This window comes from Pseudomonas sp. MYb60 (assembly GCF_002979555.1).
Lineage (GTDB): Bacteria > Pseudomonadota > Gammaproteobacteria > Pseudomonadales > Pseudomonadaceae > Aquipseudomonas.
In genome coordinates, this window is sequence record NZ_PCOZ01000001.1 from 143,684 (window position 1) to 166,950 (window position 23,267).

Consider the following 23,267-nt stretch of genomic DNA (forward strand, 5'->3'; position numbering starts at 1 on the left):
GAGGGGGCAAGCCCCTCTCACATTTCTTGTCGCAGTTCTTTTTCAGGCATTTGTAGCAAAGATCTACAAAACCGCCGCTTTTACCGCTAGTCTGCGGACATCTGCAATGCCGACCACAGCCTTCTACAAGAGCCCGGCGATGACTGATCTGTCCCGATTCCAAGGGCCTGCCAGTGCGGTAATCCCGACCCTGGAAGGTCGCTTCTACAGGCCACCCCTGCCTGACGGCTACGTGCTGCGCCCGCGGCTGTGCGAACGGCTGGGTGCTGGATTGGAAGGGCGTCTGCTGCTGGTCAGCGCACCGGCGGGGTTCGGCAAGAGTTCGCTGGCGGTGGAGTTCTGTCAGAGCCTGCCCGCTCACTGGCAAAGCCTGTGGCTGGGACTGAGCCCGCGTGACAATGACCCAGGCCGTTTTCTCGAGCGCCTGCTCGACGGCTTGCAGCAATTTTTTCCGCAACTCGGCGCCCAATCCCTGGGCTTGCTGAAAATGCGCCAGCGTCACCAACCCTTTGCCTTTGAAGAATGGCTCGACGGCCTGCTCGATGAGCTGGCCGTGCAGTTGTCCACGCGTGCACCGCTGTTGCTGGTGCTGGATGACTACCATCTGGCCCAAGGGCCGGTGCTGGATCGTTGCCTGCAGTTCTTCCTCAATCATTTGCCGGATGGCCTGGTGGTACTGGTGACCAGTCGCCAGCGTCCCGATTGGCACCTGGCACGCCTGCGCCTGTCGCGGCACTTGCTGGAGCTGAATGAACAGGACCTGCGCCTGACGCACACCGAGTCCCTGGCCGTCCTCGACCACCACAGCACCTCGTTGCAGGGCGAAGCCCTCGACAACTTGATCCGTCGCAGCGAAGGCTGGGTGGCCGGCCTGCGCTTCTGGTTGCTGGCCGCGTCCGAAGCCGGCGATGAGGGCGCCTTGCCGCAAAGCCTGCACGGGGGCGAGGGGCTGATCCGCGACTACCTGCTTGAAGAGGTGATCGACTGCCTGCCGGCCGACGTCCAGGCATTTCTGTTCGATACGGCGCCGCTGGAGCGTTTTTGCAGTGCGCTGTGCGACGGCGTGCGCGAAGCCCACGACAGCGCCGAAATCCTGCGTTACCTGCAAGCGCATCAGGTTTTTCTCGTGCCCCTGGACGATCAGGGGCACTGGTACCGCTATCACCACCTCTTTTCCGACCTGTTGCGCACCCGTCGCGCCAGCAGCAACGTGTTGCCTGCCGCGAGCCTGCACCTGCGCGCCTGCCGTTGGTTCAACGCCCAGGGTTTGATCGATGAGGCGGTTGAGCAGGCGTTGCGCGCGGGCCACCTGGATGTGGCCGCCAACCTGGTGCAGAACCTGTCCGAAGAGCAACTGCTGGCCGAGCAGAACGTGGGCATGCTGCTGCGCTGGAAAATGGACTTGCCCGACAGCCTGCTGATCAGCACACCGCGTTTGATCGTGCTGTACAGCTGGGCCCTGGGCCTGGCCTGCCAGTTGGACGCAGCGGAAGAATTGTCCAGCTACCTCAGCCGCTTCCTGCCGGCGCCATCGGCCACCGCGCAGAAGTCGATGCTGGCCCAGTGGCTGGCGTTGAGCGGGATCATTGCGCGTGGGCGCGGCGACCGCGAGCTCACCCAGCGCTATTGCAGCGAAGCCCTGGAAAGCCTGCCGCAGCGCCGCTACGGTCAGCGGCTGATGTGCCTGTCAGCGCTGTCAAACCTGGCCATCGTTGATGCAGACCTGTGGCGTGCACGTGGGCTGAACCGTGAATCCCTGGAGCTGGCGCAACGGGTCGGCAACCCTTTGTTCGAGGCCCTGGCCCATTACGACCGGGCGCGGGTGTTGCAGGCCCGTGGCGAAATCCTGCGTTCACTGGATGAAGTGCGCCAAGGCCTGCAACGCCTTCACGGCCTGGCCCCTCAGCGGCTGTATGCGGTGCGTGCACGGCTGTCGCTGTACGAAGGTTACCTGTTGCTGGTGCGCTGCCAGCCTGACGCGGGCATTGTGCGGCTGCGCGCTGGCCTTGCTGAGGCGCGTGCCTGTCGCGACATCAGCGTGCTGATCGGGCACTGCGTCATCGCGAGCTTCGAAGGGCGCTGCAACGATTTCCCGAAAGCCTTTGCCGAACTGGCCGAAGCCGAACGGCTGATGCACATCTGGGATGTGCCGCCGATCTACTACCTGGCGATGATCACCCTGATCAAGTGCGAGCTGTGGTTGGCCCAGGGCCGCACCGACCTGGCCGACGCCTGGCTGACACGCCTGGGGCAAACCTACAACGGTGCGCACGCCGCTGCTGCGCCGGAGTTTCACCCGCACCTGCCGCAACATATAGGTTTGCAGCAGGCGGCGCTCGACGCTACACGTGGTCAACCCGGCGCAGCGCTGGAACGTCTCGACGCATTGGCCCAACAGGCCCACAACAGCGGGCGCCAGATGATCGCCCTGATGGCCCTCACGCAGCGCACGCAATTGCTGCTGGAAAACGGCCCCGAAGCCAAAGCGCGGCCGGTGCTTGCCCAGGCCCTTGAGGCGGGTGCCGGTGGCGCCCTGCAACCGTTCCAGCGATTGCTGGAAAATCACCCGGCGTGGATGCGCGAGCAGCTCGGCAAGGACCCCCACGGTTTGCTGAACCAGAGCCTGCTGGCGCTGCTGCCCGCAGCGGTGGTCGTGGAGCCCGCATCGACCCACGACACCCTCAGCGCCCGTGAGCTGGCGGTACTTCAATTGATTGCCGAAGGCTGCTCCAACCAGGAAATCAGCAACCGGCTGTTCATCTCCCTGCACACCGTGAAAACCCATGCGAGCCATATCAACAGCAAGCTTGGGGTGGAGCGGCGCACGCAGGCTGTGGCGCGGGCGCAGGAGTTGCGGTTGATTGGTTAGGGGCTGACTCTGGGGCGATTCAGGGTAGGGCATCGCCGATGTACTCTGGGGGGTGAGCTGTTTCAACATTGCGAGGCCGTGGGCGCAGGTCATAAAATGTTATGTTAGAAAAAACAGAGCCACTGAGCCGCCCGATTACGACCCTTCACTTGCTGCCAAGGCCCCCATGCACACCCAGACGCCGACACTCATCCGCGAAACCTTCCCCGTCGGCCCGTTGCAGTGCAACTGCACCATCATTGGCGACCCCATCACCAAAAAAGCCATCGTGGTCGACCCGGGCGGCAACCACGAATTGATCCTGGCGCGGCTCGAGGCCTTGGGCCTGAAAGTCGTCAGCATCATCCACACCCATGCACACCTTGATCACTTTCTGGCGTCCGGCCAGTTGAAGGAAAAAACCGGCGCTACCCTGCACCTGCACAAGGAGGACAAGTTCCTGTGGGACAACCTCGAGATGCAATGTCAGATGTTTCGCGTGCCCTACACCCCAGTGCCGGCACCGGATCGCTGGCTGGAGGATGACGAGGAGTTGGCCTGCGGTTGCGGCGTAGCGCTGCATACACCGGGACACACGCCAGGCTCGATGAGTTTCTGGTTTGCCGATGCCCAGTTGTTGATCGCCGGCGACACGCTGTTTCGACGCGGTGTCGGGCGCACGGACTTGTGGGGCGGCGATCAGGCCACCATCGTGCGCTCGATCAAGCAGCGCCTGTACACCCTGGATGAAGGCGCGACGGTGGTGGCCGGTCATGGTCCGGATACACGCTTGGGCGACGAAATGCGCGAGAACCCGTTTGTACGGGCGTGACGGCGTCGTGGCTAAAACTCAGGTCGCGTTCAGCCAGGCTCTGCTAGGGTTTCTATAGCGGTCAGGTCCTGAACCCTTTTGTTACAGGTTAGGGCGCGGCCACGGAATTTTTGCGGTTTGTCGCGTTCCAAACTCGGCACAGGTCCATTGCCAATGTCCTCTGCACCTTAGAATGCAAAAGTAGGAGCTCCCTTCATGTTTACTTCGCGTCGTCTGCTTGTTGTCGCCACCGTGGTCGCCCTATTGAGCGGCTGTGCCAACCAAAATCCGTATGACGGCAGCAGCCAGGGACAGGCAAGCAATGAGTCCGGCGGCATGAGCAAGACTGCCAAATACGGTGGTCTGGGTGCCCTGGCCGGTGCCTTGGCGGGTGCGGCCATCGACCACAACAACCGTGGCAAGGGCGCGCTGATCGGCGCGGTGGTGGCCGGTGCCGGTGCTGCAGGTTATGGCTATTACGCTGACCAGCAGGAAAAGAAACTGCGTGAAAGCATGGCCAACACCGGTGTCGAGGTTCAGCGCCAAGGTGACCAGATCAAGCTGATCATGCCGGGTAACATCACCTTCGCCACCAACTCGGATGCGATCTCCAGCAGCTTCTACCAACCGTTGAACAACCTGGCCAACTCGTTGAAGCAGTTCAACCAGAACACCATCCAGATTGTCGGTTACACCGACAGCACGGGTAGCCGCCAGTTGAACATGGACCTGTCCCAGCGTCGTGCGCAGAGCGTGGCCAACTACCTGACCTCTCAGGGCGTGAGTGCTGCCAACCTGAGCGCTCGCGGTGCCGGTCCGGATAACCCGATTGCCAGCAACGCCGACGTCAACGGCCGTGCCCAGAACCGTCGCGTCGAAGTGAACCTCGGCCCGATCCCAGGCCAGCAGTACCAGCAGCCTGCTGCTCAGCAACAACAGAACAACCAGTTCCAGGGCAACCCGTACTCGCAGTACCAGTAACCTCCGAGCAATAAAAAGGGCGCCTCACCAGGCGCCCTTTTTTGTGCTCGCGCTGCCTGTTACAAGCGGAAGCGGCCTACCAGTGCATTGAACGACAGCGCCAGGTTCGACAGCTCCTGGGTCGATGCATTGGTCTGGTGCGCACCGGCCGCCGTTTGCGTGGACAGGTCCTGAATGTTCACCAGGTTGCGATCCACCTCACGGGCCACATGGGCCTGTTCTTCCGAAGCCGTGGCGATCACCAGGTTGCGTTCGTTGATCTGGGAAATGCCGTCGGCGATCAATTCCAGTGCTTCACCCGTGGCCTGGGCGAGGGACTGAGTGTCATTGACCAGCATCTGGCTTTTGCCCATGGCGCCGACGGCTTGGTCGGCGCTGCTTTGCACGGCATTGATCATGCCTTCGATTTCTCCGGTCGATGCCTGGGTACGAGCGGCGAGGGCGCGGACTTCGTCGGCCACGACGGCGAAGCCACGGCCCTGCTCACCCGCCCGGGCAGCCTCGATGGCAGCGTTCAGGGCCAGCAGGTTGGTCTGTTCGGCAATGCCGCGAATCACGTCCAGCACTTTGCCGATGTCCCGTACCTGCCCGGCCAAATCCCTGACCATGCCGGTGGACGAGTCGATTTCAGTGGTGGCGTGGTTGATCGCGGTGACGGCCTTGCGTGCCTGGTCGCGGCCATTGGTGGCCTGCTCGCTGGTGGCGTGGGACGCCTCGGAAGTGGACACGGCATTGCGTGCTACTTCTTCCACGGCCGAGGTCATCTCGGTCACCGCCGTGGCGGCCTGTTGGATTTCATCGTTCTGGCGAACCAGGCTGCGGCTGCCGTTATCGGTCACAGCGGTCAGTTCTTCAGCGGCTGAAGCCAATTGATCCGACGCGCTGGCGATCTGATGGATGGTCTGTTTCAAACTGTTTTGCATATCCCCCAGGGCGCTCAGCAGTTGGCCGGTTTCATCGCGGCCGGTGCTGGTGATGGCCTGGGTCAGGTCGCCATCGGCAATACGTCGCGCGCTGGCGACGGCAATGGCGATCGGACGGCTGATCAGACGGCTGATAAACAGGCCCAGCAGAATGGCAGCGATAAACGCCAGCACGATGCCCGAGTACAGGGTGTTCTTCGCCGACGCTTCCTGGACTGCAGCGTCGGCCGCGCTTTCCGAGACCTGGCGGTCGTTGGAGTCGACGATGATGGTCTGCTCATCCATCACCACCCGATAGGATTTTTGCAGGTCGCCGAACAGAAATTCCCGCGCCTTATCCAGCTCACCTGCGTTCAGCAGGGCAATGTACTGCTGGACCATGGCTTGGTAGGCCGGCCAGTCGCGCTCCATTTTGTCACCGGCCGCGCGTTCGTCATCGGCCATGGGACGCTGGCGATACAGCGCGAATGCCTTCTCGCTGGCCAATCGGTTGGCGTTCATCGAGGCTATGAATTCGTCTTTGGTGCTCTGCGGGGCATTGCTGCTATACGCAGCATACAGGCGATACAAGTCGCGACTTTGCCCCACGGCCTTGACCTTGTTCTGGGCCGTGTTGGCGATGGACACCAAGTTGTTTTCGAATACCGACTTGAGGCTTTCCGACAGCGCCGACACCCCCCGGCTTCCCAGCACACCGACCCCCAGAGTGATCAGGGCACACAGTGAGAAGGATGTGATTAGTTTGGTTGAGAGTTTTGCGTCGTTGAGCCAGCTCATCGTTTCGTCCTGGAAGGATGCTGATGGATTCGTCCGGCACCCGAGGGGTTGCCAGTAGTTGTCGTACTACTATCGACATCATCGTCCAGGACTTAAGGTTTGCTGAATGTGTCAGGCGGTTAAACCGCTCTAAAACAGGGGTTTTAGCGTGGTTTATAGTGGTTTTTGAGCTGCATCCGCCTAAGGGGGTCGAGGAGGGATGCCCCCGGGTCGCTCAATAAAAAAAAGAATAAAATTCATATAAATCAATAAGATAGTGTTGTATTTGAAGAGTTTTGAGGTTTGCGAAAATTTCAAGATCTCAGCACATACGTGCAAGCATGCCGAAAATTCACAGAAAACCGTCCATTTTTACTAAAAATCTTATTAGTGTTGCCAGCGTCATCGCGCCTTATGCTCTAAAAGCATTGATTTAGACGCTTCTACTCAAACCATAAATTGATGGCATTTGGCCTTTTAAGTTGTTGCCAAATATTGCTCAGCGTGAAATATTCGCGCCTTCTTGTCGTATGACAACCGATAACAACATGAATAATTCGATAGGCCGTCAGAGCTTACGAATCCGTGAAGCCATGAGTGCAGTTGCGTAGGGTAATCAGACATGCCGCGTAAAACGGTTAGGGAGAAAGGCATCAGACATGCCTTGACGGGCGCTTTGGCGCTCGTCGTTTGGGGGGCTGGCAGTGCGCACGGCCAGGCACTGGATGCCACGGCGTCAGCGGGCAAGCGCCTGGCGGTCGCGGCGGACTGCGTGGCGTGTCACACCGAGCCAGGGGGCAAGGCGTTTGCCGGGGGTTACGCCCTCAGCTCGCCGATGGGCGTGATCTACTCGACCAATATCACCCCATCGAAAACAGCCGGTATCGGTGGCTACACCGCTGAGCAATTCGCCCGCGCAGTGCGCGACGGCGTGACACCGGATGGCACCCACCTGTACCCGGCCATGCCGTATACCTCCTACGCGAAAATGACCGACGCCGACGTCGCGGACCTCTACCACTACTTCATGCACGAAGTGCAGCCCGTCGACAGCACCCCTCCAAAGACCGCGCTGGACTTCCCGTTCAACATCCGCGCCTCGATGCTGGGCTGGAACGCGCTGTTCCATAGTCAGAAGCGCTTCACGCCGGACCCTGCAAAATCCGCTGAAGTGAACCGCGGCGACTACCTGGTCAATGCCCTGGCCCACTGCGACACCTGCCACACCCCGCGTAACGTGCTAATGGCGGCTGACAACAGCAAGCCGCTGGCGGGTGGCGCGCTGGGCGCCTGGTATGCGCCGAACATCACATCTGACAAAACCAGCGGGATTGGCGCCTGGTCCAGCGATGAACTGGTGGCCTACCTGCGCACTGGCCACGTGGAAGGCAAGGCGCAAGCCGCTGGCCCGATGGCTGAAGCGGTAGAACACAGCCTGCAACACCTGGATGAAGTGGATCTCAAGGCAGTAGCCGCCTACCTGCTGCAAACCCAGCCGATCAACACGGGTGAAACCAAGGCACGGCACGCGTTCGGCCAGCCGTCTACCGATGAGCTGACCCTGCGCGGCGGAAAGCCTGACGATAATCCGGGCTGGCACATCTTCAGCGGCACCTGCGCCAACTGCCACCAGCCCAACGGGCAAGGGACGCAGGAATACCCGTCGCTGTTCCATAACACCGCCACCGCTCGCAGCGACAACCTGATCGCCGCCATCGTCTATGGCGTGCACCGTGAAGTGGACGGGGTGGAAATCGACATGCCGGCGTTCGGTCCGGATGCCCTGTTCACCGACCGCCTCAACGACCAGCAGATCGCCGATGTGAGCAACTACGTGCTGTCCCGCTACGGCAACAACGCGTTGCACGTGACGGCCGCCGATGTGGCCCAAGCCCGCGAAGGCGGGCCCAAGGCACCGTTGGCCGTGATGGCCCAGTACACCATTCCGGCCATTGTCGCAGTTGTCATCCTGATTGCCCTGGCGGTGATCGTCATCGTTCGTCGCCGACGTCGGGAGGTCTGACCCATGGACTCATCACTCAATGCATTGTCGCGCCGCAGCCTGCTGCGCGGTTCGGTCACCCTGGGGCTGGGCGCGCTCGTCAGCGGTTTGATGCCTTGGCAATCGGCCATGGCGGCGGCGCAGTCGGAAGCGGACTTCATCGCCTTGTCGCAGTTTCTGGTCAGTCGCACGGTCAATCCTGTCCTGGCGGCGCGTTATTACGCGGCCCTGGACAAGCGCGCACCGAACTTCTCGACCAACGCCATCGCCCTCAAACAACTGATCGGCGAACGCGGCCTGTCGCACGTGGATGACTACCTGGCGATTGCCGATGCCGATCCTTCGTTGAAAGCGACGGCCACCAGCATCATCTCGGCCTGGTATCTGGGCATTGTCGGCGAGCCGGCCGACGCGGAACTCGTCGCCTATAGCGAAGCGCTGATGTACCGGCCCACCCACGGCACCCTCATCATTCCCTCTTACGGTGGCGGCCCCGCTTCATGGGGCCCCAAACCCAAAGCGCCACAGGACATCAAACTATGAGCAAGGCTGAATTCGATGCCGATGTCGTCATCATCGGCTCCGGCGTGATGGGTGGCCTGATTGCCACCGGCTTGGCCAAGGCCGGCAAGTCGGTGATCGTCCTGGAGGCCGGTCCCCGGGTGAATCGCCGTGACGTGGTGGAAACGTTCCGCAATGCGCCGGTCAAGCTGTCGCTGGCCAACGCCAAGTTGCAGGGCGCCGGTTCGCCGTATCCGAGCCTGCCCCACGCACCGTCGACCTATGGCGATTACTTGCAGCAGGTCGGGCCGGTCAAATACAACACGTCCTACCTGCGGGTCGTGGGGGGGACTACCTGGCACTTCGGGTCGTCGCTGTGGCGCATGTTGCCGAACGATTTTCGCCTGAAGTCTCTGTATGGCCGTGGCCGTGACTGGCCGATCAGCTACGACGAACTCGAACCTTTCTACGCCCGTGCAGAAACTGAATTGGGTGTGTCCGGCGTCGATGGCCAGGACGAAAGCGGGCAGGGCGGTGACGCATTTCCGCCACGTTCGATCCCGTACCCGATGGAAGGCCTCAAGCCCAGCTACATGTTCACACGGTTGTCGGAGATGCTCGGCAAGGGCGGCTACAACCCGATCCTTGAGCCCAACGGTCGTGCGACCCGTACCTACGGCAAGCGCCCGCCATGTGCCGGCAACAACAACTGCAACCCGGTGTGTCCGATTGCGGCTAAATATGACGGTTCGATGCACATCGACGAGGCCGAGCGCCATGGCGCCAAGGTCCTGGAAAATTCGGTGGTGTACAAGATCGAAGCCGGTGATGACGGCAAGATCACCGCTATCTGGTACATGCGCCCTGACAAATCCACCCACAAGCTGACCGCACGCTACTTTGTGCTGGCCGCCTATGGCATCGAGTCGCCGAAACTGTTGCTGATGTCGACCTCCGACAAATACCCCAACGGTATCGCCAACTCGTCCGACCAAGTGGGCCGCAACCTGATGGACCACACCGGCATCAGCATGAACGTGATGACCAAGGAAGACATGTGGCCGGGCGAGGGGCCGACCCAGCTGCTGGTGTACCTGAACAGCCGTGACGGTGCGTTCCGCAATGACTACCCGAGCTACAAGATCAAGGTGCGCAACACCGTACCGACGTCGCAGATCACGTCCAACCTGATCGCCAAGGGCGTGCTGGGCTCCAAGCTGGACGAACAGATTCGCCTGCAGTCGGCGCGTTCGCTCAACTGGGCGGTGGACTTCGAAACCCTGCCGCTGCCGGAAAACCGCGTTACCCCGAGCAAGACCAAGTTCGACGCCATCGGCCTGCCGGTGCCCGAGATCTACTACAGCGTTCCGGACTACTGGCATGCGGGCAAGGAGAAAGCCCTGGAGGATTTCAAACAGTTCGCCAAGCTGCTGGATGCCGACATCCTCAGCACTGACGTGGGCTTCCAGAACCGCCAGCACATCATGGGCACCACCATCATGGGTGATAACCCCAAGGACTCGGTGGTCGACCGCGATTGCCGCAGCCACGATCACGCCAACCTGTTCATCGCCGGTACCAGCGTGATGCCATCGTCGTCCTGCGTGAACCCGACGCTGACGGGTGCGGCGTTGAGTATTCGCATCGCTGATGTTTTGGTGAGCGAAGTCTGACGGGTATGCAACAAAAAGCCCCCTGACGCCATTGGCGCAGGGGGCTTTTTTATTGCCGTCTGCAGGAGCGAGCGTGCTCGCTCCTGCAGGTTGTGGATCAATCGATGTATTCAAACACCTTGACGATCTTCTGCACACCGGACACACCCTGCACCAGGTTGGCAGCGCGGGTGGCTTCGGCCTGGGTCAGCAAACCCATCAGGTACACGATGCCGTTGTCGGTCACCACCTTGATGCGCGAGCCAGGAATGGCATTGTCAGTGAGCATCTGGGTCTTGATCTTGGTGGTCAGCAGGGCGTCATTGCTGATGGCCAACAGCGTGATCGGGTCCATCACCTGCAATTCGTTGTGGACCTTTTTCACGCGCTGCACGGTGGAGGCAGCCTGTTCGGCCTGGGCCTTGAGGTCGGCACGCGGGGTCTGGCCGGCGAGCAATACCACGCCGTTGAAACTGGTGACGACAATGCGCGAGGCGCCATTGCCCAGGTCGGTGGCGGCCTTGGCAATGTTGACCTCGACCTTGGTCTCGATCAGCGAGTCGTCGATCTTGCTACCGAACGTGCGGGTGCCCTTGTCGTCCTGGATCGGCGTATCGCGCGATGCGGTGATTGCCGTGCTGCAGCCGCTGATGGCGACGCAGAGGGTGATGGCCAAGAGGCCAAGGCGGTTAACGGTCATTCTTCACTCCCGAACAGTTGGCTGTCGATCAGATCGCACAGGCAGTGGATCGCCAGCAGGTGGACTTCCTGAATACGTGCGGTGACAGTGGCCGGAACGCGAATCTCCACATCTTCAGGCAGCAGCAGCGAGGCCATGCCGCCGCCGTCGCGTCCAGTCAATGCTACGACAATCATTTCGCGATCATGTGCGGCCTGGATCGCTTGAATAATATTCGCCGAGTTGCCGCTGGTGGAAATCGCCAGCAACACATCACCCGGTTGGCCGAGGGCGCGAATCTGCTTGGAGAAGATTTCGTTGTAGCTGTAGTCGTTGGCGATCGAGGTAATCGTCGACGAATCGGTGGTCAGGGCGATGGCCGGCAGGCTCGGGCGCTCGCGCTCGAAGCGGTTGAGCAGCTCGGAGGAAAAGTGCTGGGCATCGCCGGCCGAACCGCCGTTGCCGCACGAAAGCATTTTGCCCTCGTTGAGCAAGGCATTGACCATGACCTGACTGGCTTGCTCGATGTGCGGTGCAAGTACGTCCATCGCCTGTTGCTTGGTGTCGATGCTGGCCTGGAAAAGCTGGCGAATTCGGGATTGCATGTCCATCTGTGTGACCTTAAGTAGCGCGGCTGTTTGGCACAGGAATGTGCAGCCCGCAAAGCAAAGAGCAAAAGTGTGTGGTGAAGATGTCCGGCGAATCAGCTGTCGAAGGCATCTTTGAGCCAGTTCAGATCAGCCTGACCAGACGGTGTGCTTTCTAGGGCAACCACATCGAAACGGCAGGGGGCGTCGGCCCAGTGATGCTCTTTTTGCAGGAAATACTGCGCGGCGAGTATCAGCTTTTGACGCTTGCGCCCGTCGATACTGGCGAGCGCGCCACCCCATTGTGCGTGTTTTCTGTAGCGGACTTCGACGAATACTACTGTATCGCCGTCAAGCATGACCAGATCAAGCTCGCCGCGTTTACACAACCAGTTCTGCGCCAGCAGGCGCAGACCCTGTTGTTGCAAGTGTTTCAGCGCTTGAAGTTCGGCGTCCTTGCCGCTTTGTGCGCGGGACCGCTCGGGCATCAGCGCGGGGTGTCCGGCAGGCGCTGGATCTCGCCACCGACAAACTTGGCCCATGGCATCTGGCGATCAACGCGCTGATTGCTGCTGATGCCCAGGTTGCCCGACAGGCCATCGACGCGAGTATCCGGCAGTGCCTTGAGCTGGCCCAGGCGCGGTGCCAGGCGATAGGCGTCCACACCCATGGCGTACAGGCGGCCCAGGCTGCCATTGGCTTGCGGCCATTGTGCGGCGACCTGGTTGCGCAGCGGGTCGGTGGTGTTGAGCAGCCAAGGGGTTTCGCAGAACATCACGTTGGTCATGTCCAGGTACTGGTTCTTGTCACCGCTGGCACTGAACACGTGGGACGTGGCATACACAGGCACGTCGCCGGCGTATTGGAAGTTCAGGGTCGGCTTGATCTGCTGGGCCAGTTGCGGGGTCACGGCCAGGAAGATGAACTCGATGTCCTGGCGACGCGACGGCTGCGCTGCGACGTCGGTACCGACGGTGCTTTGCAGGCTCTTGGCGCGGCCTTCGCTCTGGCGCAGTTGGAACAGATCGGCGATCTGCTTGGCCAGGGCGACCGGCTGGTCGACGTATTCGACGCCCAGAACAGTGCCGCCGTTGGCTTCCCAATCCTGGCGGAAAGCCTTGTAGACACGCTCGCCCCACTCGCCACGGGGCACCATGGCGGCCGCGCGGTGCAGGCCATCGGCACGGGCGCGGCGCGAGACTTCGCGGGCTTCGTCTTCAGCAGCCAGGCCGAACTGGAACAGTTGCGGCGGGCTCTGGTCGGTCTCGCTGTAGTTGAGCGCCAGGGTCGTGATCGGCAGCTGTGCGCGGGCGCTGAGCTGTTTGACCAGTGGCTTTTCCAGCGGACCTACTACCAATTGCACGCCGGCAGCCTGGGCCTTGGCGTAGAAGTCATCGATGGAGGTGAGGCGCGAGCTGTCGTAGAACTCGATGACCGGTGGCTTTTGCCCGGCTTGTTCCGCCTGGTAGTGCGCGGCCATGAAGCCTTCACGCAGGGCCTTGCCAACGTTCGCCAGTTGGCCATCTTGCGGCAACAGCAGGGCGATCTTGGTCAGGGGCTGGCTGGCCAGTTCCTTGAGCTTGGTCAGTGGCGTTGGCAGTTGCACGGCTGCCGGGTGGCCCGGGTTCTGTGCACGCCAGGTGTCGATGGCGGCCTGCTGTTGTTCCAGGGTGCCGGCGCCCTTGACGGCCTGGGCCAGGGTGATCCAGCCGTCGAGCGCCGGGTTGCCGCTGGCTTGCAGCTGTTCGGCTGGCAGCGCGGCGATCAGGGCCCAGATGGCGTCGTGATTGCTGCTGGCAGCATCGCCCGTGAGCAGCGGGGCCATGGCGACGCGCTCGCGGGCGGCGGCCAGGGTCTGGCCATCGGCCTCATACGCCCGTGCATGCACGGTGCCGGTACGGACTTGCTGGTCAGCCGGCAGGTCCTTGAGGTTCTGCAGGCTTGGGTGGCTCAGCGCCGTCAGCGCGGCCTTGGGCTGGTTGCGGCCCATCGCCAGTTCGGCGGCCAGGGTGCTGGCGAATACCTGCGCGGCAGGCTTGAGGGCCTCGATCGGCACCTGCGCCAGGATCTGCGACGCGCGGGCAGCGTTGTTCTGCTTGTAGGCCAGGTCCGCCGCGCTCAAGCGCAGCAGGGCAGCCTTTTCTGGCGTTTTGGCGGTAGTGGCCTGTTCGAGCAGTTGCTCGATACTGGCGTCCGGGGTCCGTGGAAGGTCGCCAAGGCTGGACGAGGGCGAGCTGGCGCAAGCGGCCAACAGGGCAGCGAGGCAGAGGGCGGAGAGCAGCCGCAGGCAAGCGATCATGTAAGTGTTCCTGATACCGATCAAATTAGCGTGGAATTGTACCCAAGCACTGGCCCAGGCGCGATGTTACTGGCGTGAAACCGTCGATTTAGGTCGTGCAAATGTTGCGGTTGGCCATCAATGGCTGAAAAGGCATCGACCGTGATGGCATATTTTCAAGACGTCTACGCGTTACAATGCGGCTTTTGCCAACCATCGAGGTGTGCGTTTTGACTGCTCCAGGTCCTTTGAATTCCACTGCAGGCTCGCTTTTTGTCGTGGCGACGCCCATTGGCAACCTGGACGACATCAGTGCCCGCGCGCTGAAAGTGTTGCGCGACGTCAAATTGATCGCGGCCGAAGACACTCGACACTCCCAGCGCCTGATGCAGCATTTTGGCATCAGCACGCCACTCGCCGCCTGCCATGAGCACAACGAGCGCGAGGAAGGCAGTCGTTTTATCGTGCGCTTGCTGGCCGGCGATGATGTAGCACTGATCTCCGACGCGGGCACGCCACTGATTTCCGATCCGGGCTATCACCTGGTACGCCAGGCGCGGGCCGCTGGTATCAATGTAGTGCCTGTTCCGGGTGCGTGCGCGCTGATCGCTGCATTGTCGGCAGCGGGCCTGCCTTCCGACCGGTTCATCTTTGAAGGTTTCCTGCCGGCCAAGGCCGTGGGCCGCCGTGCGCGACTGCAGGCGTTAAAGGAGGAGCCGCGCACTCTGATCTTCTATGAAGCCCCTCACCGTATTCTCGAATGCCTGCAGGACATGGAGCTGGTGTTCGGCGGCGAGCGCCTGGCGCTGCTGGCCCGCGAGTTGACCAAGACCTTCGAAACCCTCAAGGGCTTGCCTCTGGAAGAGCTGCGCGCCTTTGTCGAAGGTGACAGCAACCAACAGCGCGGCGAGTGTGTGGTGCTGGTGGCAGGCTGGACGGCGCCGCAGGATGAGGACGCGGTTGCCAGCGAGGCCATGCGCATCCTGGACCTGTTGCTCAAGGAAATGCCGCTCAAGCGCGCGGCGGCATTGGCGGCGGAAATCACCGGTGTGCGCAAGAACCTCTTGTATCAAGCGGCGCTGGATAAACAGAAAGGCGAATAGTTCCGGGGCGGAACCGGTATTTCGTCTGAACGTGATGGCAGTTACGAACTTTATTACTTGTCCTAAGTGCGCCGTGCCGTTAACCTGCGCGGCGGAGAGTCGATTGGACAGTCGCTGCCCTCTATGAAAATTAGGGGGGGGAGGAAAGTCCGGGCTCCATAGGGCGAAGTGCCAGGTAATGCCTGGGAGGCGTGAGCCTACGGAAAGTGCCACAGAAAATAACCGCCTAAGCACTTCGGTGCCGGTAAGGGTGAAAAGGTGCGGTAAGAGCGCACCGCACGACTGGCAACAGTTCGTGGCTAGGTAAACCCCACTTGGAGCAAGACCAAATAGGGTCCCAAGGCGTGGCCCGCGCTGGGACCGGGTAGGTTGCTAAAGATGTCCAGTGATGGCCATCGTAGACGAATGACTGTTCAAGACAGAACCCGGCTTATAGATCGACTCTCCACCTTTTTTCTTCTGCTCGAGTCTCGAGCAGAAATCCGGTAGTAACGCAAGAATCCCTCCCTGCCGAATCATTGGCAGATGCATCTTCGTAATACCAAAAAAATCTTACTCTTAATAAATCACTTTAACTTTAAGTCGTAGCTCTTTGAGCTGTTTGCGCTTGTTGGGCCCCAAGCATCGTCAAACTCTGGTTTCTCCTCCCTTTACGCTCCTAAATCTCCGTTCTGTAAGGCTTTTCCTTGAATCCGCGCCTTGACGGTGTGGTGGGCGCATTCCTATAGTGTGCGCAAGTGGCGGAAAGTGGCACAAAGTGGGTTTTTTGAACGTAAAACGCTAAAATTTGGAGAAACGCATCTGTGTTTCGCGGAGCTAACGCTATCAGTCTCGATGCAAAAGGCCGTCTCGCCATGCCGAGCCGGTATCGTGACGAGCTCATTTCGCGAAGTTCCGGGCAACTCATCATCACCATTGATGCAGTCGATCCTTGTTTATGTGTTTACCCCCTCGATGAGTGGGAGTTGATTGAAACCAAGTTGCGCGCGCTGCCTTCATTGCGAGAAGAAAACCGCCGTCTGCAGCGTTTGCTGATTGGTAATGCCGTCGACCTCGAACTCGATGGCAGTGGTCGTTTCCTGGTGCCGCCGCGTCTGCGCGAGTACGCCAAGCTGGATAAGCGCGCAATGCTGGTGGGCCAACTGAACAAGTTCCAATTGTGGGACGAAGATGCCTGGGATGCTGTGTCTGCAGCTGACCTGGCTGCTATTCAACAACCGGGCGCCATGCCTGATGAACTGCGTGATTTGATCCTGTGACTATTGATAGCGGCTTTAACCACATCACCGTTTTGCTTGACGAAGCCGTTGAGGCTCTCGCCGTGCGCGCGGATGGTTGCTATCTGGATGGCACTTTCGGCAGGGGCGGGCATAGCCGCTTGATCCTCAGCCAGCTCGGCTCCGACGGCAAACTCCTCGGTTTCGACAAAGACCCCCAAGCGATTGCGACCGGGCAAGCGCTAGCGGCCGAAGACGGCCGCTTTGTCGTTGTGCAGCGCAGCTTTGCCGAACTGGGTGCCGAAGTCGCCGAGCGCGGCATGGCGGGCAAGGTGGCCGGGGTCCTGCTCGACCTGGGTGTGTCCTCGCCCCAGCTGGACGACCCGGAACGCGGCTTCAGCTTCATGAACGACGGCCCCCTCGACATGCGCATGGACCCGACACGCGGCATCAGTGCTGCCGAGTTCATCGCCACGGCGCCCCATGAAGAAATCGCCCGCGTATTCAAGGAATACGGGGAAGAACGCTTCGCTGGTCGCATGGCCCGTGCCGTGGTCGAGCGCCGCGAGATCCAGCCGTTCGAACGCACCGCCGACCTCGCCGAAGTGCTGAAAGTCGCCAACCCGGCGTGGGAGAAAGGCAAGAACCCGGCCACCCGTGCGTTCCAGGGCCTGCGTATTCACGTCAACAACGAATTGGGCGACCTGGAGGCTGGCCTCGAGGCTGCCCTCGAGGCGCTGGAAGTGGGCGGTCGCCTCGTAGTGATCAGCTTCCATTCCCTGGAAGACCGCATCGTCAAGCTGTTCATGCGTCGCCTGGTCAAGGGTGAATCCGACAACCTGCCGCGCAACCTGCCGGTGCGTTTCGAAGCCTTTGTGCCGAAAATCAAAATCCATGGCAAAGCGCAGTTCGCCTCCGAAGCCGAACTCAAAGCCAACCCACGTTCCCGCAGCGCCGTCATGCGCGTCGCGGAGAAACTGCGTTGAGCAAGCTTTTCGCCAAGCCCCTCCCGGGCGGCAGCTTCTTCATGATGCTGCTGTACGTCGGCGTGCTGGTGTCCGCGATTGCGGTGTCTTACAGCGCGCACTTCAACCGCCAATTGCTCAACACCCTGTACGGGGAATTGAGCGTGCGCGATAAAGCGCAGGCGGAATGGGGCCGGCTGATCCTGGAACAAAGCACCTGGACGGCCCACAGCCGTATCGAAGTGCTGGCCACGGAACAGCTGAAAATGCACATCCCCGGCGCGGCTGAAGTTCGCATGGTGGCGCCATGATGAAACTCGAAGGCGCACTCTACCCATGGCGCTTCCGCCTGATGCTCGGCTTGCTGGCATTGATGGTGGGCGCGATCGCCTGGCGGATCATCGACCTGCAGGTGGTGGACCGCGACTTCCTGATCGGTCAGGGCGATGCCCGCAGCTTGCGGCATATCCCGATCCCTGCGCACCGCGGCCTGATCACCGACCGTAACGGCGAGCCTCTGGCTGTCAGTACACCGGTGACCACCCTGTGGGCCAACGCCAAGGAATTGCAGGTCGCCAAGGACAAGTGGCCGGAGCTGGCCGCTGCCCTGGGCCAAGACCGCAAAGCCCTGGCCGAACGTCTGGAAGCCCAGGCCAACAAAGAATTCATCTACCTGGTCCGCGGCCTCACGCCGGAGCAGGGTCAGCAAGTGCTCGACCTTAAAATTCCGGGTGTCTACGGCATCGAGGAATTCCGTCGTTTCTATCCGGCGGGCGAAACCACTGCCCACATGGTGGGGTTTACCGACATCGATGACCACGGTCGCGAAGGCGTGGAACTGGCCTACGACGAATGGCTGGCCGGCGTGCCCGGCAAACGACAGGTCATCAAGGATCGGCGCGGCAGGCTGATCAAGGATGTCCAGGTCACCAAAAACGCCAAGGCCGGCAAGCCCTTGGCGTTGTCGATTGACTTGCGTCTGCAGTACCTGGCCAACCGCGAGCTGCGCAACGCGATCATCGAGAACGGCGCCAAGGCCGGCAGCCTCGTGATCATGGACGTGAAGACCGGCGAGATCCTCGCCATGGTCAACCAGCCGACCTACAACCCGAACAACCGTCGCAACCTGCAGCCGGCGATGATGCGCAACCGCGCCATGATCGACGTGTTCGAGCCGGGTTCGACCATGAAAGCCATCTCCATGAGCGCCGCCCTCGAAACTGGCCGCTGGAAACCCAGCGACAAGGTCGAGGTGTACCCAGGCACCCTGCAGTTGGGCAAGTACACCATTCGTGACGTGTCCCGCACCGAAGGCCCGGTGCTGGACTTGACCGGTATCCTGATCAACTCCAGTAACGTAGGCATGAGCAAGGTCGCCTTCGATATCGGCGGCGAGACCATCTACCACCTGGCACAGAAAATCGGCCTCGGCCAACCCACCGGGCTCGACTTCCCGGGCGAGCGCGTGGGCAACCTGCCGAACTACCGTGAATGGAAAAAGGCCGAGACGGCCACGCTTTCCTACGGCTACGGCCTGTCGGTGACCGCGATCCAGCTGGCTCACGCGTTCTCCGTGCTGGCCAACAATGGCCGCATGGTGCCGCTGAGCCTGATCCACGTGGATGAGGCGCCGAAAGCCACCCAGGTGATTCCGGAAAACGTCGCCAAGACCATGCAGGGCATGCTGCAACAAGTGATCGAGGCACCGCGCGGCGTGTTCCGTGCGCAGGTGCCGGCGTATCACGTGGGCGGCAAGTCCGGTACTGCACGCAAGACCTCGGTGGGCACCAAGGGCTATGCCGAGAACTCCTACCGTTCGCTGTTCGCCGGCTTCGGCCCGATGAGCGACCCCCGCTACGCCATCGTCGTTGTGATCGATGAGCCGAGCAAAGCCGGTTACTTCGGTGGCCTGGTATCCGCGCCGGTGTTCAGCAAAGTGATGTCCGGGACCCTGCGCCTGATGAACATCACCCCGGACAACCTGCCGCCGACCCAACAAGCGAACGCCGGACCACCGGCCGCTGCTGCCGTAAAAGCCAATGGAGGGCGCGGCTGATGTCTCTTAGTCTGAACAAGATTTTTGCCCACGCCGGCCGCGATCTGCTGATTCGCGAATTGAGCCTGGACAGCCGCCATGTACGTGCCGGTGATTTGTTCCTGGCGGTGCCTGGCGGCAAGCTCGACGGTCGCGCGCATATCGCCGACGCCTTGCAGCGCGGCGCTGCGGCCGTGGCTTATGAAGTGGAAGGCGCCACGGTGCTGCCGATCACGGATGTGCCGTTGATTCCGGTCAAAGGCCTGGCCAAGCAGCTGTCGGATATTGCCGGGCGCTTTTATGGCGACCCGAGCCGTCACCTCAACCTGGTGGGTGTCACCGGCACCAACGGCAAGACCAGCGTGACCCAACTGGTCGCCCAGGCCCTGGACCTGCTCGGTCAACACTGCGGCATTGTCGGCACCCTCGGCACCGGTTTTTATGGCGCGCTGCAAAGCGGCCTGCACACCACACCGAACCCGATTGCCGTGCAAGCGACCTTGGCCGACCTGAAGAAGGCCGGTGCCAAGGCCGTTGCCATGGAAGTCTCGTCCCACGGCCTGGACCAGGGTCGCGTCGCTGCCTTGGCTTTCGACGTGGCCGTGATGACCAACCTGTCCCGCGATCACCTGGACTACCACGGCACCATGGAGGCCTACGCTGCCGCCAAGGCCAAGCTGTTTGCCTGGAATGATCTCAAGTGCCGGGTGGTAAACCTGGATGACGAATTCGGCCGCCAGCTCGCCGCTGACGAGCATGAGTCGCGCCTGATCACTTACAGCCTGCTGGACTCCCGCGCTTACCTCTATTGCCGTGAGGCCCAGTTCAATGACGAAGGCGTGCGCGCCACGCTGGTGACACCACAAGGTGAGCACCACCTGCGCAGCACCCTGCTCGGGCGTTTCAACCTGAGCAACGTGCTGGCCGCCGTCGGCGCACTGTTGGGGCTGGATTACGCCCTCGACGAAATTCTCAACGTGCTGCCCAAGCTCGAAGGCCCGGCCGGACGCATGCAGCGTCTGGGTGGCGGCAAGCAACCGCTGGTGGTGGTCGACTACGCCCATACCCCGGACGCGCTGGAAAAAGTCCTCGAAGCCCTGCGCCCGCATGCCAAGGGCAAACTGCTGTGCCTGTTCGGCTGCGGCGGTGACCGTGATCGCGGCAAGCGCCCGCTGATGGCCGAGATCGTCGAGCGTCTGGCGGACGGTGTGCGGGTGACCGACGACAACCCGCGCAGCGAAGACCCCAGCCGGATTTTCGATGATATCCGCGCAGGCTTCAACGACACGGCCAACGTCGAATTCGTCGCCGGCCGCGGCGCCGCCATTGCCCAACTGATCGCCAGCGCCAGCGCTGATGACGTGGTAGTGCTGGCCGGTAAAGGCCATGAGGACTATCAGGAAATCAACGGCGAGCGCCATGCCTTCTCTGATCTGGTCGAAGCCGAGCGCGCCTTGAACGCCTGGGAGGTTGCCCATGCTTAAGGCAATGACCTTCAGCGAATTGGCCCAGGCCCTCGCAGCCCGTATGGTCTCGACTGATTGCCGTTTCGACGGCGTCAGTATCGACAGTCGCAACATCAAGCCGGGGCAACTGTTCGTTGCACTGGCCGGCCCGCGTTTCGACGGCCACGACTACCTCAATGACGTTGCCGCCAAAGGCGCCGTCGGTGCGTTGGTGCAGCGTGAAGTCGCCGATTCGACCCTGCCCCAATTGCTCGTGGCCGATACCCGTCTGGCCCTGGGTCAATTGGGCGCGCTGAACCGCGCGGCCTTCGACAAACCTGTGGCCGCCGTCACCGGCTCCAGCGGCAAGACCACCGTCAAGGAATTGCTCGCTGGCATCCTGCGCACGCGCGGTCCGGTACTCGCGACCCGCGGCAACCTGAACAATGATTTCGGCGCACCGCTGACCCTGCTCGAGCTGGCTGCGGAACACACCGCCGCCGTGATCGAGCTGGGCGCGTCGCGCATTGGCGAGATCGCCTATACCGTGGCGCTGACCAAGCCCCACGTGGCGATCATCAACAACGCCGGCACCGCCCACGTCGGCGAATTCGGCGGCCCGGAAAAGATCGTCGAAGCCAAGGGCGAAATCCTCGAAGGCCTCGATGCATCGGGCACCGCCGTGCTGAATCTTGACGACAAGGCTTTCGAGACCTGGCGTGTACGCGCCGCCGGTCGCAAGGTCCTGACGTTTGCCGTGTTGAATGCAGCGGCTGACCTTCATGCTTCCGACATCAGCGTCGATGCCCGCGGCTGCCCGTCCTTCACCTTGCACACACCGCAAGGCAGCGAGCACGTGCAACTGAACCTGCTCGGCAACCACAACGTCGCCAATGCCCTGGCCGCCGCCGCCGCTGCCTGCGCCTTGGGCGTGTCGCTGTTCGGTATCGCCACGGGGCTTGGCGCAGTGCAGCCGGTCAAAGGCCGCACCGTGGCGCAACTGGCTGCCAACGGCATGCGCGTGATCGACGACACCTACAACGCCAACCCGTCCTCCGTCAACGCCGCCGTCGACCTGCTCAAGACCTTTGCCGGGCGCAAGGTGCTGGTGCTGGGCGATATCGGTGAGCTGGGCGATTGGGCTGAACAGGGCCACCGTGAAGTCGGCGCCTATGCCGCCGGTAAAGTCGATGCGCTGTACGCCGTGGGCACCAACATGGCCCATGCCGTCACTGCCTTCGGCCCTGGCGCGCAGCATTTCGCCACTCAGGCCGAGCTGATCCAGGCACTGGCCGCGACCGAACACGACAAAAACACAACCATTTTGATCAAGGGATCGCGCAGCGCGGTGATGGAAAACGTCGTCGCGGCCTTGTGTGGCTCAAGTACGGAGAAACATTAATGCTGCTGCTGCTGGCTGAGTATCTGCAACAGTTCCACAAAGGCTTCGCGGTCTTTCAGTACCTGACCCTGCGCGGGATTCTGGGTGTGCTGACCGCGCTGTCTCTGTCGCTGTTTTTAGGGCCGTGGATGATCCGCACCCTGCAGAACCTGCAAATTGGTCAATCGGTTCGCAATGACGGCCCGCAGTCGCACCTGTCCAAATCCGGTACCCCGACCATGGGCGGCGCGCTGATCCTGTCGTCCATCGGCATCAGCACCTTGTTGTGGGCCGACTTGCACAACCGCTACGTGTGGGTGGTGTTGCTGGTGACCTTGCTGTTCGGCGCCATCGGTTGGGTGGATGACTACCGCAAGGTGATCGAGAAGAACTCGAAAGGCCTGCCAAGCCGCTGGAAATATTTCTGGCAATCGGTGTTCGGCCTGGGCGCTGCGGTGTTCCTGTTCATGACCGCGCCAAGCGCGGTGGAAACCACCCTGATCATCCCGATGCTCAAGGACGCCAGCATTCCACTGGGCGTGGGCTTCGTGGTGCTCACCTACTTCGTGATCGTCGGCTCCAGCAACGCGGTGAACCTCACCGACGGCCTCGACGGTCTGGCGATCATGCCGACGGTCATGGTGGGCGGCGCCCTCGGCATCTTCTGCTACCTGTCGGGTAACGTGAAATTCGCCGAATACCTGCTGATCCCTTACGTGCCGGGCGCAGGTGAACTGATCGTGTTCTGCGGCGCGCTGATCGGTGCCGGGCTGGGCTTCCTGTGGTTCAACACATACCCGGCGCAGGTTTTCATGGGTGACGTCGGCGCGCTGGCACTGGGCGCAGCGCTGGGCACCATCGCCGTGATCGTTCGCCAGGAAATCGTGCTGTTCATCATGGGCGGTGTGTTCGTGATGGAAACGCTGTCGGTGGTCATCCAGGTGGCTTCCTTCAAGTTGACCGGGCGCCGCGTGTTTCGCATGGCGCCGATTCACCACCACTTTGAACTCAAGGGCTGGCCCGAGCCGCGTGTGATCGTCCGTTTCTGGATCATCACCGTGATTCTGGTGCTGTTCGGCCTTGCCACCCTGAAACTGAGGTAG

General features: G+C 61.5%; 19 protein-coding genes and 1 other RNA gene. 15 read left to right on the plus strand and 5 right to left on the minus strand.

Annotated features, from left to right (window positions below):
* Positions 1–139 precede the first annotated feature (139 nt).
* From CQ041_RS00700 to CQ041_RS00710, 3 genes are all read left to right on the plus strand, one after another.
* Positions 140–2,869 carry a LuxR C-terminal-related transcriptional regulator gene (locus CQ041_RS00700; RefSeq protein ID WP_105520848.1) on the plus strand — a complete coding sequence of 910 codons (2,730 nt, stop codon included), beginning with the start codon at positions 140–142 and terminating at the stop codon, positions 2,867–2,869.
* Between the two features lie 166 nt (positions 2,870–3,035).
* Positions 3,036–3,680, plus strand: coding sequence for an MBL fold metallo-hydrolase (locus tag CQ041_RS00705; protein ID WP_105520847.1), 645 nt, complete (start codon positions 3,036–3,038; stop codon positions 3,678–3,680).
* A gap of 195 nt (positions 3,681–3,875) precedes the next feature.
* A complete protein-coding gene (locus tag CQ041_RS00710) occupies positions 3,876–4,640 on the plus strand; it encodes an OmpA family protein (protein ID WP_105520846.1) in 765 nt (254 codons plus the stop codon).
* 59 nt (positions 4,641–4,699) lie between these two features.
* On the opposite strand, the gene CQ041_RS00715 is transcribed toward CQ041_RS00710, so the two are convergent.
* Positions 4,700–6,340: a methyl-accepting chemotaxis protein gene (locus CQ041_RS00715; protein ID WP_105520845.1), complete on the minus strand. Its 1,641-nt coding sequence runs from the start codon at positions 6,338–6,340 to the stop codon at positions 4,700–4,702.
* Positions 6,341–6,941: 601 nt separating this feature from the next.
* Between CQ041_RS00715 and CQ041_RS00720 the strand changes: the two genes are divergently transcribed.
* The 3 genes from CQ041_RS00720 to CQ041_RS00730 are packed head-to-tail and all read left to right on the plus strand — an operon-like array spanning position 6,942 to position 10,495.
* On the plus strand, positions 6,942–8,342 hold the full coding sequence (locus tag CQ041_RS00720) for a cytochrome c (RefSeq protein WP_105520844.1): 1,401 nt from the start codon (positions 6,942–6,944) through the stop codon (positions 8,340–8,342).
* Between the two features lie 3 nt (positions 8,343–8,345).
* Positions 8,346–8,864, plus strand: coding sequence for a sugar dehydrogenase complex small subunit (locus CQ041_RS00725; RefSeq protein ID WP_105520843.1), 519 nt, complete (start codon positions 8,346–8,348; stop codon positions 8,862–8,864).
* Positions 8,861–10,495, plus strand: a complete 1,635-nt coding sequence (locus CQ041_RS00730; protein ID WP_105520842.1) for a GMC family oxidoreductase — start codon at positions 8,861–8,863, stop codon at positions 10,493–10,495. Before CQ041_RS00725 ends, CQ041_RS00730 begins: the two co-directional genes overlap by 4 nt.
* A 97-nt stretch (positions 10,496–10,592) precedes the next feature.
* On the opposite strand, the gene CQ041_RS00735 is transcribed toward CQ041_RS00730, so the two are convergent.
* From CQ041_RS00735 to CQ041_RS00750, 4 genes are all read right to left on the minus strand, one after another.
* Positions 10,593–11,174 (minus strand): BON domain-containing protein, encoded by a 582-nt coding sequence (locus CQ041_RS00735; protein WP_105520841.1) that lies wholly within the window; start codon positions 11,172–11,174, stop codon positions 10,593–10,595.
* Positions 11,171–11,764 carry a phosphoheptose isomerase gene (locus tag CQ041_RS00740; protein ID WP_024073509.1) on the minus strand — a complete coding sequence of 198 codons (594 nt, stop codon included), beginning with the start codon at positions 11,762–11,764 and terminating at the stop codon, positions 11,171–11,173. The genes CQ041_RS00735 and CQ041_RS00740 overlap by 4 nt, the downstream gene beginning before the upstream one ends.
* 92 nt (positions 11,765–11,856) lie before the next feature.
* Complete coding sequence (locus CQ041_RS00745) at positions 11,857–12,228, minus strand: YraN family protein (protein WP_105520840.1); 372 nt, start codon at positions 12,226–12,228, stop codon at positions 11,857–11,859.
* Positions 12,228–14,039: a penicillin-binding protein activator gene (locus tag CQ041_RS00750; RefSeq protein ID WP_105520839.1), complete on the minus strand. Its 1,812-nt coding sequence runs from the start codon at positions 14,037–14,039 to the stop codon at positions 12,228–12,230. The genes CQ041_RS00745 and CQ041_RS00750 overlap by 1 nt, the downstream gene beginning before the upstream one ends.
* A gap of 176 nt (positions 14,040–14,215) precedes the next feature.
* Here CQ041_RS00750 and rsmI point away from each other — a divergent pair, with 176 nt between their 5' ends.
* From rsmI to mraY, 9 genes are all read left to right on the plus strand, one after another.
* Complete coding sequence (rsmI, locus tag CQ041_RS00755; RefSeq protein ID WP_163002694.1) at positions 14,216–15,121, plus strand: 16S rRNA (cytidine(1402)-2'-O)-methyltransferase; 906 nt, start codon at positions 14,216–14,218, stop codon at positions 15,119–15,121.
* 95 nt (positions 15,122–15,216) lie between these two features.
* An RNA gene (gene rnpB / locus CQ041_RS00760) (RNase P RNA component class A) lies at positions 15,217–15,570 on the plus strand.
* Between the two features lie 354 nt (positions 15,571–15,924).
* Positions 15,925–16,380 (plus strand): division/cell wall cluster transcriptional repressor MraZ, encoded by a 456-nt coding sequence (mraZ, locus tag CQ041_RS00765; RefSeq protein WP_003171868.1) that lies wholly within the window; start codon positions 15,925–15,927, stop codon positions 16,378–16,380.
* The gene (gene rsmH / locus CQ041_RS00770; RefSeq protein ID WP_028618890.1) at positions 16,377–17,324 is read left to right on the plus strand and encodes a 16S rRNA (cytosine(1402)-N(4))-methyltransferase RsmH; all 948 of its coding nucleotides are present in this window, start codon (positions 16,377–16,379) and stop codon (positions 17,322–17,324) included. The genes mraZ and rsmH overlap by 4 nt, the downstream gene beginning before the upstream one ends.
* Positions 17,321–17,614, plus strand: coding sequence for a cell division protein FtsL (ftsL, locus tag CQ041_RS00775; protein ID WP_105520838.1), 294 nt, complete (start codon positions 17,321–17,323; stop codon positions 17,612–17,614). The genes rsmH and ftsL overlap by 4 nt, the downstream gene beginning before the upstream one ends.
* Entirely contained in the window at positions 17,614–19,359 is a 1,746-nt protein-coding gene (locus tag CQ041_RS00780; RefSeq protein WP_163002034.1) for a penicillin-binding protein 2, read from the plus strand. Before ftsL ends, CQ041_RS00780 begins: the two co-directional genes overlap by 1 nt.
* Positions 19,359–20,822 carry a UDP-N-acetylmuramoyl-L-alanyl-D-glutamate--2,6-diaminopimelate ligase gene (locus tag CQ041_RS00785; protein ID WP_105520836.1) on the plus strand — a complete coding sequence of 488 codons (1,464 nt, stop codon included), beginning with the start codon at positions 19,359–19,361 and terminating at the stop codon, positions 20,820–20,822. Before CQ041_RS00780 ends, CQ041_RS00785 begins: the two co-directional genes overlap by 1 nt.
* Complete coding sequence (murF, locus tag CQ041_RS00790) at positions 20,815–22,185, plus strand: UDP-N-acetylmuramoyl-tripeptide--D-alanyl-D-alanine ligase (RefSeq protein ID WP_105520835.1); 1,371 nt, start codon at positions 20,815–20,817, stop codon at positions 22,183–22,185. The genes CQ041_RS00785 and murF overlap by 8 nt, the downstream gene beginning before the upstream one ends.
* Complete coding sequence (gene mraY, locus CQ041_RS00795) at positions 22,185–23,267, plus strand: phospho-N-acetylmuramoyl-pentapeptide-transferase (protein WP_105520834.1); 1,083 nt, start codon at positions 22,185–22,187, stop codon at positions 23,265–23,267. The genes murF and mraY overlap by 1 nt, the downstream gene beginning before the upstream one ends.

Coding starts and splice junctions, on each gene's coding strand:
- CQ041_RS00700 (WP_105520848.1), top strand. CDS start 140: ATGACTGATCTGTCCCGATTCCAAGGGCCTGCCAGTGCGGTAATCCCG.
- CQ041_RS00705 (WP_105520847.1), top strand. CDS start 3,036: ATGCACACCCAGACGCCGACACTCATCCGCGAAACCTTCCCCGTCGGC.
- CQ041_RS00710 (WP_105520846.1), top strand. CDS start 3,876: ATGTTTACTTCGCGTCGTCTGCTTGTTGTCGCCACCGTGGTCGCCCTA.
- CQ041_RS00715 (WP_105520845.1), bottom strand. CDS start 6,340: ATGAGCTGGCTCAACGACGCAAAACTCTCAACCAAACTAATCACATCC.
- CQ041_RS00720 (WP_105520844.1), top strand. CDS start 6,942: ATGCCGCGTAAAACGGTTAGGGAGAAAGGCATCAGACATGCCTTGACG.
- CQ041_RS00725 (WP_105520843.1), top strand. CDS start 8,346: ATGGACTCATCACTCAATGCATTGTCGCGCCGCAGCCTGCTGCGCGGT.
- CQ041_RS00730 (WP_105520842.1), top strand. CDS start 8,861: ATGAGCAAGGCTGAATTCGATGCCGATGTCGTCATCATCGGCTCCGGC.
- CQ041_RS00735 (WP_105520841.1), bottom strand. CDS start 11,174: ATGACCGTTAACCGCCTTGGCCTCTTGGCCATCACCCTCTGCGTCGCC.
- CQ041_RS00740 (WP_024073509.1), bottom strand. CDS start 11,764: ATGGACATGCAATCCCGAATTCGCCAGCTTTTCCAGGCCAGCATCGAC.
- CQ041_RS00745 (WP_105520840.1), bottom strand. CDS start 12,228: ATGCCCGAGCGGTCCCGCGCACAAAGCGGCAAGGACGCCGAACTTCAA.
- CQ041_RS00750 (WP_105520839.1), bottom strand. CDS start 14,039: ATGATCGCTTGCCTGCGGCTGCTCTCCGCCCTCTGCCTCGCTGCCCTG.
- rsmI (WP_163002694.1), top strand. CDS start 14,216: ATGCGGCTTTTGCCAACCATCGAGGTGTGCGTTTTGACTGCTCCAGGT.
- CQ041_RS00780 (WP_163002034.1), top strand. CDS start 17,614: ATGAAACTCGAAGGCGCACTCTACCCATGGCGCTTCCGCCTGATGCTC.
- CQ041_RS00785 (WP_105520836.1), top strand. CDS start 19,359: ATGTCTCTTAGTCTGAACAAGATTTTTGCCCACGCCGGCCGCGATCTG.
- murF (WP_105520835.1), top strand. CDS start 20,815: ATGCTTAAGGCAATGACCTTCAGCGAATTGGCCCAGGCCCTCGCAGCC.
- mraY (WP_105520834.1), top strand. CDS start 22,185: ATGCTGCTGCTGCTGGCTGAGTATCTGCAACAGTTCCACAAAGGCTTC.